Genomic DNA, 16,199 nt, shown 5'->3' with positions numbered 1-16,199 from the left:
TCGCCGGGGTAAATCGCAACTTGATACCGGAGACATTCGCGCCAATCTGCAACTTCGTTGGCATTTGTTCGTCCAACGCAGATGCAAAGACCTGAATCGGGGATACAGAACAACATGTCGGGCAAAAAACTAGAGAACCTGAACGTGGCCAGCCAGGAACCACTGATCACTCCTGAAGCGCTCAAACAGGAGATGCCGCTCTCCGACACCGCCGCCGAAACCGTCGCCAAAGGCCGTCAGGCCATCTATGACATCATGGACGGCACCGATCACCGCCTGTTCGTGGTGGTTGGCCCCTGCTCGATTCACGACGTGGAAGCCGCCCGCGATTACGCCAAGCGCCTGAAGACCCTGGCCGACGAAGTCAGCGATACGCTGCTGATCGTCATGCGGGTCTATTTTGAGAAGCCCCGCACCACCGTTGGCTGGAAGGGGCTGATCAACGATCCGCACCTGAACGACACGTTCGACATTGAACAGGGCCTGCACATCGGTCGGCGCCTGCTCCTGGACATCAACGAACTCGGCCTGCCGGCGGCCACCGAGGCACTGGACCCCATTTCACCCCAGTACCTGCAGGACACCATCGCCTGGTCGGCCATTGGTGCCCGCACCACCGAATCCCAGACGCACCGGGAAATGAGCAGCGGCTTGTCCATGGCCATCGGCTTCAAGAACGGCACTGACGGCAGCCTGGATGTGGCGGTCAACGCCATGAAGTCGGTGTCCCACCCGCACAGCTTCCTGGGCATCGACCAGCAGGGCAAGGCCTCGATCGTGCGCACCAAGGGCAACAACTACGGCCACGTGGTACTGCGCGGTGGCGGCGGCAAGCCCAACTACGATTCGGTCAGCGTGGCCCTGTGCGAACAGGCACTGGAGAAAGCCAAGCTGCGCAAATCGATCATGGTGGATTGCAGCCACGCCAACTCCAACAAGGATCCGGCGCTCCAGCCCCTGGTCATGCAGGATGTCACCCACCAGATTCTGGAAGGCAACAACTCGATCCAGAGCCTGATGGTCGAGAGCAACATCAACTGGGGCAACCAGTCGATCCCGGACAACCTGGACGATCTCAAGTACGGCGTATCAGTGACGGACGCCTGCATCGACTGGCCGGCCACGGAAAAAGCCATTCGGGAAATGCGCGACAAACTCAAGGATGTGCTGCCCGGCCGTAAAATCGGCTAACACCGGCAGACATAAAAAAGGGAGCCAGAGGCTCCCTTTTTTTGTGTTTCGATCCGGCGACGCTATCCCGGGCCAACGAAGATCAGCGCTCCGGCAGACCGCCCACCCAATCCAGGCGTTCCCGCAGCGCCACCACATGACCGATGATCACCAGGGTTGGTGGCTGCACCTTTTCGGCGCCGACCCGCTCGACGATGTCCGCCAGTGTCCCCCGGATCACCCGCTGGTCCGGCGTCGTACCCTTGGACACCAGGGCAACCGGCATATCCGGTGCCATGCCGTGGTGCATCAGCTGGCGGGCAATGATCGGCAGCCCCACCAGGCCCATGTAGAACACCAGGGTCTGGTTGTTCTGGACAAAGTCCTCCCAAGGCAGATCGCAGGTGTCGTTTTTCAGGTGGCCGGTAACAAACCGCACCGATTGGGCATGATCCCGATGGGTCAGCGGAATACCGGCGTAAGCGGCGCAACCCGAGGCCGCGGTGATGCCCGGCACCACCTGGAACCGCACGCCCGCCGCCGCCAGGGTTTCGATCTCTTCGCCGCCGCGGCCAAAGATGAAGGGGTCTCCGCCTTTGAGCCGGACGACCTTGCGGCCTGCCCGGGCCAATTCCACCAAACGGTCGTTGATCTGGTCCTGGGGCAGCACGTGATTGGCGCGCTGTTTGCCGACGTGGATCTTTTCCGCGGTTTCAGGGATCAGGGCCAGGATTTCGGGCGACACCAGGCGGTCGTACAGCACCACCTCCGCCGAGGTAATCAGGCGCCAGGCCTTGAGGGTTAGCAGCTCCGGGTCGCCGGGGCCGGCGCCCACAAGGGCGACTTCGCCGGCCGAGCTGTTCGGGTTATCGGTAACCGGGTTAACCCGGTACCGAATTGGTGCAGGCGTTGCACCAATGCCCTTCCCTGGTGCGTTGTCAGACGGATCACTCATTGGATTCGGTCGAGGCCTCCCATGTACGGCTTGAGTGCGTCGGGAACCAGGATGCTGCCATCCGCCTGCTGGTAGTTCTCCATCACGGCAATCAGGGCGCGACCGACCGCCAGGCCTGACCCGTTCAGGGTATGGACTGGCTCCGGCTTTCCGGTTTCCGGGTTACGCCAACGAGCATGCATGCGCCGTGCCTGAAAGTCCCGGGTGTTGGAACAGGACGAAATCTCGCGGAATTTCTGCTGGCCCGGCAGCCAGACTTCGAGATCGTAGGTCTTGGCCGCCGAGAAGCCCATGTCGCCGCCGCACAGGGTCACCACGCGGTAAGGAAGCTCCAACAGCTGCAGCACCCGCTCGGCGTTGCCGGTCAGGGTTTCCAGTGCAGCCTCGGAGTCTTCCGGGCGCACCACGTGAATCAGCTCGACCTTGTCGAACTGGTGCTGACGGATCATGCCGCGGGTATCGCGGCCGTAGGAACCCGCCTCACTACGGAAACAGGGGGTGTGGCAGACCAGCTGCATGGGCAGCTCACCGACGTCCAGAATGGTGTCGGACACCAGGTTGGTGGCCGGCACTTCGGCCGTCGGGATGAGATAGAGCGGGTTATCCCCCTCCATCTTGAACAGGTCTTCCTCGAACTTGGGCAACTGACCTGTGCCGTACAGGGTTTCGGCGTTCACCAGGTAAGGCAGATAGGCTTCGGTATAGCCGTGCTCGCTGGTGTGCAGGTCGAGCATAAACTGCGCCAGGGCGCGGTGCAGACGGGCCACCGGACCGCGCATGACGGCGAACCGGGAATGGGCCAGTCGGCTCGCGGTCTCGAAATCCAGGCCCTTCAGGTTCTCGCCCAGGGCAACGTGGTCGAGCGGTTCGAAGTCGAGGTCCCGCGGCGTGCCCCAGGTCCGCACTTCCACGTTGTCGTCCTCGGTGTCCCCGGCAGGCACATCCTCGTCCGGAAGGTTGGGAATACCGGACAGGAAGGCGCTCAGTTCTTCCTGCAGGGTCCGCAGCTCGTCCTCCGCTTCGGAACGCTGCTTCTTCAGGTCTTCGACCTCGTCCAGCAAGGGCTGGATGTCCTCGCCGGCGGCCTTGGCCTTACCGATGGACTTGGATCGCTTGTTCTGCTCGCTTTGCAGTGTCTCTGTGCGCACCTGCAAGGCGCGGCGGCGTTCCTCGAGCTGCTCGAAACTGGCGATATCAAAGGTAAAGTTTTTGATGGCCAGACGGCGGGCAATCTCTTCGGTCTGAGTGCGGACACGTTTTGGGTCGAGCATGGTTATCCTGACTATTCCGATTTGCGGTGTATGGAAAGTGATTGGCCATTATACCTGCACTGGCGCTGCTGGCTACCGCTGCACCGGCTCAGGAATAACGTTTGCGGGGGCTCTGGGCGTTGCGCTGATCCAGACGATCCCGCTTCTCCGCCAGCTTGATCTCCAGTCCGCGATTGACCGGCTGATAGTAGCGACGCTGGTGGATCGGCTCCGGCAGATAGGATTCGCCAGCGGCGAAGGCCTCCGGTTCGTCGTGGGCGTATCGGTAGGACTCGCCGTGGCCCATGGATTTCAGCAGCTTGGTGGGGGCGTTCCGCAGGTGCACCGGTACGTCGTAGTCCGGGTCCTGACGGATGTCCGCCATGCATCGGTTGAAGGCGTTGTAGACGGCGTTGCTTTTGGGCGAAAGCGCCAGGTAGGTCACCGCCTGGGCCAGCGCCAGCTCGCCCTCCGGTGTGCCCAGGCGCTCCTGCGCGTCCCAGGCATCCATGCTCAGCTGCAACGCCCGGGGATCGGCGTTGCCGATGTCTTCGCTGGCAATCCGCACCAGCCGGCGCGCCACGTACAGCGGGTCACAACCGCCGTCCAGCATCCGGCACAGCCAGTAGAGGGCGCCATCGGGGTCGGAGCCGCGCACGGATTTGTGCAGCGCCGAAATCTGGTCGTAAAAGACATCCCCGCCCTTGTCGAAGCGGCGCAGACTGGTCTGCATCACCTGCTCCAGCTGATCCTGGCTGATGCAGTCCGTGCCATTGGCGTCCGGCTCGGCCAGGTCGGCAGCGACCTCAAGGATATTCAGTGCCCGACGGCCATCACCGCCGGCCGCCGATGCCATGACCTCGAGCACGTCATCCGGCACCGACAGCCGGCCGGCAAAGCCCTGCTCCGATACCAAGGCCCGGTCCAGCAAGCGACGAATGTCCGCATCCTCGAGGTTCTTCAGGACATAGACACGGGTTCGGGACAACAGTGCGCTGTTCAGCTCGAACGACGGGTTTTCGGTGGTGGCACCCACGAAAATGAAGGTGCCGTCTTCGATGTGGGGCAGAAAGGCGTCCTGCTGGCTCTTGTTGAAGCGGTGCACTTCGTCCACGAACAACAGGGTGTCACGGCCTTCGGACTGTTTCCGGTTGCGGGCCCGGTCGACCACCGCGCGGATTTCCTTGACGCCACTCAGCACGGCCGAGATGGTTTCAAAGCTGAGATCGCTCAGGTTGGCCAGCAGTTGGGCAAAGGTGGTCTTACCGACCCCAGGCGGCCCCCACAGGATCATGGAATGCAGCTGGCCCTGTTCCACCGCCCGGCGCAAGGGCTTGCCCGGGCCCACCAGATGCTGCTGGCCAACGTACTCGTCCAGGCTCGACGGCCTCATTCGGGCCGCGAGCGGACGGAACCCAGGCTGGTCCGCGAACAGGCTGTCCTGCATCAGGCCTCGTCCCGGATGATGTCGACACCCTCCGGGTAATCCAGGGTGAAGGCGCTGTTGGCCACCTCGGCGTTCAGCCGGATATTGTCGAAACTCAGGATGCTGAGCTGGGAGAGGGAGTCCTGCATCCGCATCTCCTGCAATTCACCCTTGAAGAAACTGAGGCGCAGGGAAACGAACAGAGAATCCGGGCTGCGCGGTTCCAGGGTGAATTCGCGGGTGTTGTCACCGATGGCGCGCAGGGACACCTTGTAGGTTTCGTCCAGGTTATCCACCTCGCCGCTCAACAGCAGCGCCGGCGTGGTTTGCACCCGCTGGTCCAACTGATGGACGGTGACCTGCTCCAGGTCCGGGTCATAGACTTCCACGGTCTCGCCGTTGCTGACGATGAACTGGGACAGGGGGGCGCTGGTCTCCCAGTAGAACAGGCCGGGGCGCTTGGCCTTCAGGCTACCCCGGGTCTCCTGGACCCGGCTGCCGTTTTCATTGACCACGATCTGGATGAAGTCGGCCTGATAGGTCTGGTAGCTGCCCAGCATGGCGGCCAGCTTGCCCGCCGCATCCTGGGAACTGGACGCGGCCTCGGCCGCCTTGGCGGACAGGACAAAGACGGTGACGATGGCAAGCGCGACGACCTTGAAAAACGGGTGCTGTTGCATTCGAACGACTCCTAGTCTCTGGGGGGTGGCGGCGCCAGTACTTCCCGGGCGCCATTGTGCCCGGCGGCACTGACCACGCCCGAAGCTTCCATGGCATCCACCAGGTTCGCGGCCCGGTTGTAGCCAATCTTGAACTTGCGCTGCACGGACGAGATGGAAACCCGGCGGCCCTCGGTGACAAAGGCCACGGCCTCGTCGTACAGGGCATCGCCCTCGCTGTCACCGCCACCTTCATTCAGGGTGGGGACCCCGGGCAGGTTTTCACCCTCGGCACCACTCAACACATCGTCCACGTACACCGGCTCGCCCCTGGCCTTCCAGGCACTGACCACGCGGTGCACTTCGTCGTCGTCGACGAAGGCGCCGTGGACCCGCACCGGCAAGCCCGAACCGGGCGGCAGGTAAAGCATGTCACCATGCCCCAGCAGCTGTTCGGCGCCGCCCTGGTCAAGCACGGTCCGCGAATCGATCTTGGACGACACCTGGAACGACATCCGGGTGGGGATGTTGGCTTTGATCAGGCCGGTGATCACGTCCACCGACGGGCGCTGGGTGGCCAGCACCAGATGGATACCGGCCGCCCTCGCCTTCTGGGCGATGCGGGCGATCAGTTCTTCTACCTTTTTGCCGACGATCATCATCATGTCGGCGAACTCATCGATGACCACCACGATGAACGGCAGGGTCTCCAGCTCTGGGCGCTCCTGCTCGTCGTTGGCGAGGTACTCATCCGGCTTCCACAGCGGATCCAGCAATGGCTCGCCGGCGGCGATGGCGTCTTTAACCTTGCGGTTGTAACCGGCAATGTTACGCACGCCCAGGTTGGCCATCAGCCGGTACCGGCGTTCCATTTCCGCCACACACCAGCGCAGGGCGTTGGCGGCTTCCTTCATGTCGGTGACCACCGGTGCCAGCAGATGGGGAATACCGTCGTAAATGCTGAGTTCCAGCATTTTCGGGTCCACCATGATGAAGCGCACTTCTTCCGGCGAGGCCTTGAGCAGCATGCTCAGCAGCATGGCGTTGACGCCGACCGACTTGCCCGAGCCGGTGGTACCGGCCACCAGCAGGTGTGGCATCTTGGCCAGGTTGGCGACCATCGGATTACCACCGATGTCGTTACCCAGGGCCATGGTCAGCGGGGAGGCGGAGTCTTCGAATACCCGGGCCCCGAGGACCTCGCTCAGGCGCACGATCTCCCGCTCCTCGTTGGGGATCTCGATGCCCACCACGGACTTGCCGGGAATGACTTCCACCACCCGCACACTCAGCACGGCCAGGGAGCGGGCCAGGTCCTTGGCCAGATTGGAGATCTTGCTGACCTTCACCCCCGGAGCCGGCTTGATTTCAAATCGGGTAATGACCGGGCCGGGATTGACCTCGACCACCTCCACGGAGACCCCGAAATCCGCCAGTTTCTCTTCGAGCAGCCGGGACATGTGCTCCAGGGACTCCTCGGAATAGCCCTTTTCCTGATGTTCCTCGGGGGGATCGAGCAGCGAAATGGGCGGAATCGGGCTTTCGACATCCTCAAGCAGTGACGCCTGCCTGGACTTGCCGTTTTTGCCCCCGGAGGCTTCCTCGTCCTTTTTGAAGGGCGAGATCTTGAACGACCGGTTGGCTGGGGCCGCGCCGTTTTTGTCCGGAGCCGGTTTGGGCTTTGCCGGCGCCGGCTGGGCGTCATCCCGGGAACTGAAGCTTTCCAGCGGCATGGAGTCCGGCTCAGGTTCCGGGGCCATGCCCTCGAGCCCCGGTTCCTTGCGCACGGGCGCCTCACTGGCCGGCAGTTTGCCGTTGCCCTTGGTTTTGCCCTTGGCCCCCAGGCCGGGAATCCGATGCCACCAGCGCGCGCCTTTGGGGCCCGATTGGTCACCATCGGCGGACTTCTCCACCCGATCACGAACCACCGGCGGCTCCGGCTTGGCCTTGGGCTCCGGCCGGGCGGGCTCCGGTTTGGCGGCCTTTTTGTCGGGATCGGGAGTGAACAGATCCTTGGTGGCCAGAGCACTGCGCAAAGTCCAGCCGCCGATCTGATCCATCAGCCAGAACCAGGACAAACCGGTGGTGACCGTGAGGGCGAACAGGAAAATGGCGATCAGTAACAGGGTGGTGGCAGGCAGATTGAAAAACCGGACCATGGCCTCGGACACCGCGGTGCCCAGGACGCCGCCGGAGGACACCCCGAGCCCGAACACCGAGTACAGGGACAACAGGCTGGTTGCCGACAGCAAGATCAGCAGAAACCCGCCAAAGCGCATCATGAACAGCGGCCAGTGCAGATCCATGGAATCGTTGCGTCGCCGAATCAGCATGATGGCGTAGCCGGCGATCATGACCGGGAAGAGGTAGGCCACCTGGCCAAAGAAGTCCATGAACAGGCTGGCCAGCCAGGCGCCCGTGCGTCCGGCGTAGTTCTGGACACTGGTGTCATGGCCGATGCTCGCCCAGCCTGGATCGGACGGACTAAACGTCACCAGCGCCATCGCGAAGTAGATGCACAGCGCGATCAGGGCGATGACCGCACCCTCGCGGGCGCCCTGCGCCATCAGGCGGCGAAAACGCTGCTGCTTTTCCGTCAGTTCCTCGGGAGCTTTCTTCGCTTTAGCGGACTCGGCCATGAATACTCAAACGTTTCCTTTGCTTGGGTTCTGAAGTGCCTGAAAGCCACGCGCCAGGTCGGTTTTCAGGTCTTCGACTGCTTCAATGCCCACCGAAATCCGCACCAGGTTCTCGGTGATGCCCGCGGCGTCCTTGTCCTCGTCAGACAGGCGCCCGTGGGTGGTGGTGGCCGGATGGGTGATGGTGGTTTTCACATCCCCCAGGTTGGCCGTGATCGAAATCATCCGGGTGGCGTCGATAAAGCGCCAGGCCTCTGCCCTACCCCCGGTCAACCGGAACGACAGCACGCCGCCAAAACCCGATTGCTGCTTGCGCGCCAGCTCGTGCTGGGGATGACTCTCCAGCCCGGCGTAGAACACCTGATCCACCGCCGGCTGCTGCTCCAGCCACAGCGCCAACTGTAACGCATTGTCGCAATGGGCACGCATACGGATTGGTAAGGTTTCCAGACCCTTATGGAAGACCCAGGCATTGAACGGACTCATGGTCGGCCCGGCCGACCGCAGGAAGCCGTAGACCTCTTCCATCAGGTTGTTGGGGCCGACCACCACGCCGCCGACGCACCGACCCTGGCCATCCAGGTACTTGGTGGCGGAATGAATCACGATATCGGCGCCGTGCTCGAGCGGGCGCTGCAGCACCGGCGTACAGAAACAGTTGTCGACCACAAACAGCGCGTCATGGGCGCGGGCCAACTTGGCCAGCGCCGCCATGTCGGCAACCTCGCACAGCGGGTTGGACGGGGTTTCAATGAACAGCATGCGGGTTTCCGGGCTCACGGCACGGGTCCACTCGTCCATATCGGTCAGGCTGACAAAGGAGGTCTCGACCCCGAACTTGGCCATGTACTTCTGGAACAGCACATTGGTGGTTCCGAACACCCCGCGGGAACAGACCACGTGGTCACCGCTCTTCAGCAAGGCCATGCAGGTGCTGAGGATGGCAGCCATGCCGGATGCCGTCGCTACCGCCCGCTCACCGCCTTCCATCGCCGCCATCCGGCCCTCGAAGGCCTGGACCGTGGGATTGGTGAACCGGGAATAGATGTTGCCGGGCTCGTCGCCCCCGAAACGGGCCGCCGCCTGGGCAGCACTGCCGTAAACGAAGCTGGAGGTCGGGAAAATCGGGTCACTGTGCTCCAGCTCGCCGGTGCGGATCTGTCCGGCCCGCACTGCCAAGGTGTCGACGGACATTCCCTCAAGGTCGGATTCGGGAATCCAGACGTTTTCTTCACGGCGCAAAGTCATCAACTGCTCCTGATCGCACGGGGTGCGTGATTAATCTTCGTCATTGTGCAAATCGATGATGGCATTGCCACCCGACTCACTGCCCTGCTTCGACCGATTGTCGTCGTTGCGCGCTTCCTCAAGCCGGTCCAGGTAAGCCTGGTCGACATCCCCGGTGACGTAGTTGCCGGTGAATACCGAGCACTCCCAGCCTTCGATGTCCTCGTTGACGTCATTGACGCAGGTGATCAGGTCGTCCAGATCCTGGTACAGCAGCCAGTCGGCGCCAATCAGGTCACGGATCTCCTCCACCGACCGGTCATGGGCAATCAGCTCGCTCGCCGAGGGCATGTCGATGCCATAGACGTTCGGGTACCGCACCGGCGGCGCCGCGGAGGCAAAGTACACATTGCGGGCGCCCGCGTCCCGGGCCATCTGGACGATCTCCTTGCAGGTGGTGCCGCGGACGATGGAGTCATCCACCAACATCACGTTCTTGCCCCGGAATTCCAGATCAATCGGGTTGAGTTTTTGACGCACGGACTTCTTCCGCATTTTCTGTCCGGGCATGATGAAAGTCCGGCCGATGTAGCGGTTCTTGATGAACCCTTCACGGAACTTCACCCCCAGCCGGTGGGCCATCTGCATGGCCGAGGTCCGACTGGTATCGGGGATCGGCATCACCACATCGATGTCGTGCTCGGGACGTTCCCGCAGGACCTTGTCCGCCAGGGTCTCGCCCATGCGCAGACGCGCCTTGTACACCGAGACCTTGTCGATGATCGAATCCGGGCGGGCGAAATAGACGTGCTCGAAGATGCACGGGTACAGGTGCGGCTGCTCCGCGCACTGCTGGGTGTAGAGGGTGCCGTCCGTTTCGATGTACACCGCCTCGCCCGGGGCAATGTCCCGAACCAGACTGAAACCGGCGGCACTCAGGGCCACACTTTCCGACGCGATCATGTACTCCTTGCGGCCCTCTTCGTCTTCGCGGACACCGTAACAGGCCGGACGGATGCCGTTGGGATCCCGGAAACCGACGATGCCGTAGCCGGTGATCATGGCGATGACCCCGTAGGCGCCCCGGCAGCGCTTGTGCACGGCCTTGACCGCGGCAAAGATCTCATCCTTGGTGGGATTGAGTTTGCCCAGCTTCTGCAGCTCGTGGGCGAACACGTTCAGCAGAACTTCGGAATCGGAATTGGTGTTGATGTGGCGAAGGTCGGTACGGAACAGGTCCTGGCTGAGCTCATCGGCATTGGTGAGGTTGCCGTTGTGAGCCAGGGTGATGCCGTAGGGGCTGTTCACGTAAAACGGTTGGGCTTCCGCGGAGCTCGAGCTGCCCGCGGTGGGGTAGCGCACGTGGCCAATCCCGACGTTGCCCACCAAACGGCGCATGTGCCGGGTATGGAACACGTCCCGGACCAGGCCATTGTCCTTGCGGAGGTAAAACCGTTCATCCTGGAAAGTAACAATGCCCGCCGCGTCCTGGCCTCGGTGCTGAAGTACAGTCAGCGCATCATAGAGCGACTGATTGACGTTGGAAGTACTGACGATGCCGACAATGCCACACATGGATCCGGTATTCTCCGAGTGTTAAAACGAATGTTAGCCAGCGGCTGACAGGGGCGACCCGTCAAGTGGCTGGAGACTGCTCTCTGCTTTGTCCCGGGCGTCCGTTGCCGGACCCAGGAAGCGGGCGAATTCATCGCCCAGGGTGCGCCGGGACCAATCCTCGACCACCGCAAGTTTCGTGATCATCACCGATTCACGCCACCAGGTATCCTGCGCCAAGGGCGTGTATCGGGTGAAGGCAATGGCAACGACAACCACCACGACGCCCCGCAACAGGCCAAAGCCCATACCCAGGACACGATCGGTCGCCGACAGCCCCGTCGCCCGAATCAGGTGACCGATCATGTTGTTGATGATCGCACCTACAATCAGGGTACCAAAGAAGAGTATCGCGAAGGCCGCAATCAAACGCACCAACGGCGTTTCCACGGTGCCTTCCAGAAGGGTTTGCATCTGCGGGTGGAAGGTGCGCGCGAGTATGAATGCGCCCACCCAGGTCACCAGAGACAGAGCTTCCCTGACGAAGCCCCGTTTCAGGCTGAAAAGCGTCGAAACCGCTATGAGGGTGATGATGACCCAGTCAATCCAGATCAGCGCTTCCATGAGGAACCCGATGCAAAAAAGGAACGGCGAATTCTATCAGGAAACGGGCCGCCACCAAACTGTCTGGGGCGCACAATCCGCGAGAAAAGGGCTACCGGTCGCCAGAGGTCACCAGACTGTTCAGACTGAAGGCCTCGTCGAGCACCTTCTTGGCCGCTTCGGCGTCGGCCTTGTTGGCAAACGGGCCGCTGAACACCCGGGTCAGCGTGGTGTCACCGCGCTCGACCTGCTGGAGATGCGAGCCATAGCCCTTTTCCCGGACCTTGTCACGCAGACGGCGGGCGTTGTCGGTGTTGCCGAAGCTCCCCAGCTGCACCACCCAGGCGCCTTCGAGGGATCGGGTAAACTCCGCGCTACCGGCATCGGCTTCGGGCTCGCTGGTCGTGGCAACCGGGCTGGACTGAGAATTTTCGACTGGCTTTTCAACGGCCTTCGGCTGGCTCTGGGTTTCCGGCTGGGAACCGGCGTCCTGTTCAGGCGCCCCGGAGAAGGGCTCGGAGTCTTCTTCTACCAGGCGGTAACCAGGCTGCTCTTGCCCGGCCTCGGACGCAGACTCTGACAGATCTGGCTGCGGCGCCTGCGCCGACTCGTCGTACGCCGGCGGCATCGGGCTGTCGGCTTCGGGCGCATTCACCTCGGGAAACGGGGGCTCTTCAGGAATTTTGATCTGGGTGGAGGTTCGCTCGGAATGCGGCTCGTCGAACACCATGGGAACGAATATCACCGCCAAAGACACCAGCACCAGTGCGCCGATTATTCTTTGCTTCAGTCCATCCACGATTGCTGGCTCCCGTTGAAAATGCCGTTCCCTACTGGGCTTACGCTGCTGATACTAACCGCCATGCTAATAGAACTCAAAGCCGCCACCCCGGCCATGGACAAAGTTTAAGGCGAACCGGGGCGCCTCTACGCTCAACCCGGAGGCTGCCCTCGCCCGGAGAATTTCGCCAGGATGTGAGCGATACGCTCCCGCATCTGGTGGCGCTCCAGAATCATGTCGACGGCGCCATGCTCAAGCAGGAACTGACTGCCCTGAAAACCGGCGGGCAGCCCCTTCAGTTCGACCTGGCTCATATCCGACGGCGACTGGTACCCGGCACGACAGCCGGACTCGGCGATGTTCAGATCCCCCAGCATCGCCAGACTGGCCGCCACTTCGCCGTAGACCTGCTCGGTCATGACCGAGATGTAGGGAATGCCTTCCTGCTTCATGCGCTCCAGGACCGCAGCGGTTTTTGCCATCTGCAGCAGGGCCAGTAAACCTTCCTGCACCCGAGCACCGCCGCTCGCGGAAAAACACACCAGCGGGACCCGGCGCTGGATGGCCGCGTTGGCAGCCTGGACGAACTTCTCGCCCACTACCTCGCCAAGACGCCCGTCGAGGAAACTGTATTCGAACGCGCAGGCGACCACCGGCACTCCCAGTGTGGCCCCATACATGGCCACCAGGGCTTCACTTTCGCCGCTCGCCCGGCGTGCGCCCGCCAACTGCTCGGAATAACTGACCGGTGGCTCGCCGCCGCCCCGGTCGTCAAGCAGCAGCCCCGGGCAGATCTCCTCCCGGCCGTCGGCGTCAAGAAACCACTCCAGACGTTGGCGCGCCCTGACCGGGGCCAGGAATTCGCGGGCCTCGGCCACCGTGAAAAAGGAGCCAAACACGATGATCAAATCCTGGGGGCGGGCCTGGGCCCGGGCGCCATTGATGGCCTCAGCAACGGTATCAACACGCGCGCAGGCTGCGATGCCCTGCCCTTTGGCCTTGCCCAGCATGGTTTCGGAGTCCAGCCCCCGGGGCACACTCAGGCCAGCCAGCCACCAGTGGTCAACCACGGGCTCCATGGCCTGGAACACCCCGGCAACGTCTTTGTCCGCCAGTGCGGCGTAGACCGCAATCACCCGGCGCTCCGTCCCTTTCAGGGCAGACAGGCGACCGGCAAGCCAGGTCGCGGCGTGGGGATTGTGGCCAACATCGACGTACAGGTCCGGGTAAGTGGCCATGCGCTCAAACCGGCCTGGCACCCGTAGCCTGGCCAGCGCTGCCTCAATCTGCGCAATCCCGAGCTCGGGCGCCAGACTGCGCACGGCAACGACCGCCCCGGCCACGCTCGGCACCGGCAAGGGCCCGGCCGGCAACCTGATTTCTTCGTCGCGATAATGCAGCAGCACGCTGGTGCTGGGCTCGCCGTCCGCAGATTCGTGTTCTTGCAACTGGTAATCACGGCCCGCCAGGGCCAGGGCAACCCCCTGCGCCGAAACCTGCTGGAGCACCGACTGGGGTGGATCGGTATCAGCAAACACCGCCGGAATCCCCGGCCGCAGAATCCCGGCCTTCTCGAAGCCGATGACTTCCCGGTTGTCCCCGAGAAAAGCCACGTGATCGATGTCCACGGACGTGATCATGGCAAAATCCGGATCAAGGACGTTGACGGCATCCAGCCGGCCGCCAAGGCCCACCTCCAGCAACCAGTCCTGGACCCCCGCCTCGGCGAGCGCAACGAACGCAGCCAGGGTGCCGAACTCAAAGTAGGTCAGCGAGATATTGCGTCGGGCCGCCTCGACCCGTTCGAACGCCGCGACCAGGGACGCGTCGTCGATATCCCGACCGTTCAGGCGAATGCGTTCGTTGTAGGCTTGCAAATGGGGCGAGGTGTAGGCGCCGGTGGTCCGGCCCGCGGCTTGCAACAGGGCTTCCAGTGAGGCCACGGCACTGCCCTTGCCGTTGGTGCCACCTATGGTAATGATCCTGGCCACCGGCTTGCGGGGGAACAACCGGCGCATGACAATCAGCACGCGGTCCAGGCCAAGGTCGATTTCGGTCGGATGTATGGCTTCAAGGTAGGACAGCCACCGGGAGACGGTGGCACCAGTCCCCGGCGCTGCCGGGGACTGGCCAGAGGTGTTACTGGGCGGGAGCATCTGTTTCGGGCTTTTCCGTTACTTCAAATTCAATGGGATCTTCCGTTCCCGGCCGCTCCTGGCCAGTGAACTTCGCCAGTACGTGGGCGATCCGTTCACGCATCTGGTGGCGATGGGCGATCATGTCGATGGCACCGTGTTCCAGCAGGAATTCACTGCGCTGGAACCCTTCCGGCAGTTTTTCACGCACGGTCTGCTCGATGACCCGGGGGCCGGCGAAGCCAATCAGGGCGTTCGGTTCGGCAATATTGAGGTCGCCCAGCATGGCCAGACTGGCAGAAACGCCACCGAACACCGGATCGGTCATCACCGAGATGTAGGGGATGCCTTCCTGCTTCATCCGCTCCAGGACCGCGGAAGTCTTGGACATCTGCATCAGCGACAGAATCGCCTCCTGCATACGGGCACCACCACTGGCCGAGAAGCACACCAGCGGAATGCGCTCCTCCAGGGCGACGTTGGCGGCCTGGACGAACTTCTCACCGACCACCTGCCCCATGGAACCACCGAGGAAATTGAACTCAAAGGCGCAGGCCACCAGAGGCACACCGAGGGTGGTGCCCTTCATGGCCACCAGAGCGTCTTTCTCGCCCGTCACCTTCTGGGCGTGGCTCAGACGGTCCTTATACCGCTTGCTGTCCTTGAACTTCAGACGATCCCAGGGCTCGAGTTCAGCCGCGATCTCCTGACGACCGTCCGGATCCAGGAACACGTCAAGCCGGCGGCGGGCATGGACACGCAGGTGGTGATTGCACTTGGGACAAACATCCAGATTCTTCTCAAGCTCGGGCTTGTACAGGAAGGCACCGCATTTCGGGCACTTCTTCCACAAACCCTCGGGTACACCGGTTCTCTGCTTGGATTCCGAGCGAATTTTGCTCGGCATGATCTTGTCCAGCCAGTTACTCATGGTTTCATCCTGTCCTTTGATGCCTGTCGGCCTGTCCGTTCAATCAGGAGGTCAGACCATCCAGTGCTTCGCGCATCGGGTGGAGCAGATCCTTCAGAGCCTGTTTCAGCTTGTCGGTATCTGCCTGATTTCTGGCTATTGTATCGACCAGGACGCTGCCAACAATTACACCATCGGATACCCGGCCAACCGCTGCGGCGGTTTCCGCGTCGCGAATGCCAAAACCAACACCCACCGGCAGCGCCGTCAGATGGTGGATGTGCTCGACTTTGGCGGCCACCTCATCCACATCGATCTTGCCGGCGCCGGTCACGCCCTTGAATGAAACATAGTACACATAACCGGAGGAGTGCTCGCTGATGGCGCGAATCCGGTCGTCGGTGGTGGTGGGGGCGAGCAGGAAGATGGCGTCCAGTTTGCGCTGGGTAAACAGCGGCGCCACTTCGTCCGCCTCTTCCGGCGGCAGGTCGACGGTCAGAATGCCGTCTACGCCCGCATCGGCGGCGGCGTCGGCAAAGGCCTCGTAGCCCATGGCTTCCATCGGGTTGAGGTAGCCCATCAGCACCACAGGGGTGTCAGCATCCTTGGTGCGGAATTCCTTGACCATGGCCAGCACCTGGCGCAGGGAGGTTCCATGCTTCAGCGACCGCTCACAGGCGCGCTGGATCACCGGACCATCCGCCATCGGATCGGAAAACGGCACCCCCAACTCAATGATGTCGGAGCCCGCCTCGACCAACGTGTGCATCAGCTCGACGGTGGTGTCCGGGTGCGGGTCACCTGCGGTGATGTAGGGAATCAGCGCCTTGCGCCCCTGCCCCTTGAGGGCTTTCAGGGCCCCTTCAATTCGGCTCATGCCTGCTCCTTGT

General features: G+C 62.5%; 13 protein-coding genes. 1 reads left to right on the top strand and 12 read right to left on the bottom strand.

Annotated features, from left to right (window positions below; all coding sequences use genetic code 11):
- Positions 1–114 precede the first annotated feature (114 nt).
- Entirely contained in the window at positions 115–1,191 is a 1,077-nt protein-coding gene (locus tag U5822_RS14780) for a 3-deoxy-7-phosphoheptulonate synthase (RefSeq protein ID WP_322856373.1), read from the top strand.
- Positions 1,192–1,273: 82 nt separating this feature from the next.
- Here the strand turns inward: U5822_RS14780 and cobA are convergent, their stop codons facing one another.
- From cobA to trpA, 12 genes are all read right to left on the bottom strand, one after another.
- Positions 1,274–2,125 (bottom strand): uroporphyrinogen-III C-methyltransferase, encoded by an 852-nt coding sequence (gene cobA, locus U5822_RS14775; RefSeq protein WP_322856372.1) that lies wholly within the window; start codon positions 2,123–2,125, stop codon positions 1,274–1,276.
- On the bottom strand, positions 2,122–3,396 hold the full coding sequence (serS, locus tag U5822_RS14770) for a serine--tRNA ligase (protein ID WP_322856371.1): 1,275 nt from the start codon (positions 3,394–3,396) through the stop codon (positions 2,122–2,124). Before serS ends, cobA begins: the two co-directional genes overlap by 4 nt.
- Positions 3,397–3,484: 88 nt before the next feature.
- The gene (locus tag U5822_RS14765) at positions 3,485–4,822 is read right to left on the bottom strand and encodes a replication-associated recombination protein A (RefSeq protein WP_322856370.1); all 1,338 of its coding nucleotides are present in this window, start codon (positions 4,820–4,822) and stop codon (positions 3,485–3,487) included.
- Positions 4,822–5,481 carry an outer membrane lipoprotein periplasmic chaperone LolA gene (gene lolA / locus U5822_RS14760; protein WP_322856369.1) on the bottom strand — a complete coding sequence of 220 codons (660 nt, stop codon included), beginning with the start codon at positions 5,479–5,481 and terminating at the stop codon, positions 4,822–4,824. Before lolA ends, U5822_RS14765 begins: the two co-directional genes overlap by 1 nt.
- An 11-nt stretch (positions 5,482–5,492) precedes the next feature.
- Positions 5,493–8,099 (bottom strand): DNA translocase FtsK, encoded by a 2,607-nt coding sequence (locus U5822_RS14755; protein ID WP_322856368.1) that lies wholly within the window; start codon positions 8,097–8,099, stop codon positions 5,493–5,495.
- A gap of 6 nt (positions 8,100–8,105) precedes the next feature.
- A complete protein-coding gene (locus U5822_RS14750) occupies positions 8,106–9,347 on the bottom strand; it encodes an O-succinylhomoserine sulfhydrylase (protein WP_322856367.1) in 1,242 nt (413 codons plus the stop codon).
- 30 nt (positions 9,348–9,377) lie between these two features.
- Positions 9,378–10,901 (bottom strand): amidophosphoribosyltransferase, encoded by a 1,524-nt coding sequence (gene purF / locus U5822_RS14745; protein WP_322856366.1) that lies wholly within the window; start codon positions 10,899–10,901, stop codon positions 9,378–9,380.
- Positions 10,902–10,934: 33 nt separating this feature from the next.
- A complete protein-coding gene (locus tag U5822_RS14740) occupies positions 10,935–11,504 on the bottom strand; it encodes a CvpA family protein (protein WP_322856365.1) in 570 nt (189 codons plus the stop codon).
- Positions 11,505–11,595: 91 nt separating this feature from the next.
- Positions 11,596–12,282, bottom strand: coding sequence for an SPOR domain-containing protein (locus U5822_RS14735; RefSeq protein WP_322856364.1), 687 nt, complete (start codon positions 12,280–12,282; stop codon positions 11,596–11,598).
- A 134-nt stretch (positions 12,283–12,416) separates the two neighbouring features.
- Complete coding sequence (locus U5822_RS14730; protein WP_322856363.1) at positions 12,417–14,420, bottom strand: glutamate ligase domain-containing protein; 2,004 nt, start codon at positions 14,418–14,420, stop codon at positions 12,417–12,419.
- Complete coding sequence (gene accD / locus U5822_RS14725) at positions 14,404–15,330, bottom strand: acetyl-CoA carboxylase, carboxyltransferase subunit beta (protein WP_322856362.1); 927 nt, start codon at positions 15,328–15,330, stop codon at positions 14,404–14,406. Before accD ends, U5822_RS14730 begins: the two co-directional genes overlap by 17 nt.
- Positions 15,331–15,373: 43 nt before the next feature.
- Positions 15,374–16,186, bottom strand: coding sequence for a tryptophan synthase subunit alpha (trpA, locus tag U5822_RS14720; RefSeq protein ID WP_322856361.1), 813 nt, complete (start codon positions 16,184–16,186; stop codon positions 15,374–15,376).
- Positions 16,187–16,199 lie beyond the last annotated feature (13 nt).

Source organism: Marinobacter qingdaonensis, from assembly GCF_034555935.1.
In the GTDB taxonomy this organism is placed as follows: Bacteria; Pseudomonadota; Gammaproteobacteria; order Pseudomonadales; family Oleiphilaceae; genus Marinobacter; species Marinobacter qingdaonensis.
The sequence above is the reverse complement of the archived record's forward strand: the minus strand, read 5'-3'. Positions and strand labels throughout refer to the sequence as shown.

Coding starts and splice junctions, on each gene's coding strand:
- U5822_RS14750 (WP_322856367.1), bottom strand. CDS start 9,347: ATGACTTTGCGCCGTGAAGAAAACGTCTGGATTCCCGAATCCGACCTT.
- cobA (WP_322856372.1), bottom strand. CDS start 2,125: ATGAGTGATCCGTCTGACAACGCACCAGGGAAGGGCATTGGTGCAACG.
- purF (WP_322856366.1), bottom strand. CDS start 10,901: ATGTGTGGCATTGTCGGCATCGTCAGTACTTCCAACGTCAATCAGTCG.
- U5822_RS14765 (WP_322856370.1), bottom strand. CDS start 4,822: ATGCAGGACAGCCTGTTCGCGGACCAGCCTGGGTTCCGTCCGCTCGCG.
- accD (WP_322856362.1), bottom strand. CDS start 15,330: ATGAGTAACTGGCTGGACAAGATCATGCCGAGCAAAATTCGCTCGGAA.
- U5822_RS14740 (WP_322856365.1), bottom strand. CDS start 11,504: ATGGAAGCGCTGATCTGGATTGACTGGGTCATCATCACCCTCATAGCG.
- serS (WP_322856371.1), bottom strand. CDS start 3,396: ATGCTCGACCCAAAACGTGTCCGCACTCAGACCGAAGAGATTGCCCGC.
- lolA (WP_322856369.1), bottom strand. CDS start 5,481: ATGCAACAGCACCCGTTTTTCAAGGTCGTCGCGCTTGCCATCGTCACC.
- U5822_RS14780 (WP_322856373.1), top strand. CDS start 115: ATGTCGGGCAAAAAACTAGAGAACCTGAACGTGGCCAGCCAGGAACCA.
- trpA (WP_322856361.1), bottom strand. CDS start 16,186: ATGAGCCGAATTGAAGGGGCCCTGAAAGCCCTCAAGGGGCAGGGGCGC.
- U5822_RS14730 (WP_322856363.1), bottom strand. CDS start 14,420: ATGCTCCCGCCCAGTAACACCTCTGGCCAGTCCCCGGCAGCGCCGGGG.
- U5822_RS14755 (WP_322856368.1), bottom strand. CDS start 8,099: ATGGCCGAGTCCGCTAAAGCGAAGAAAGCTCCCGAGGAACTGACGGAA.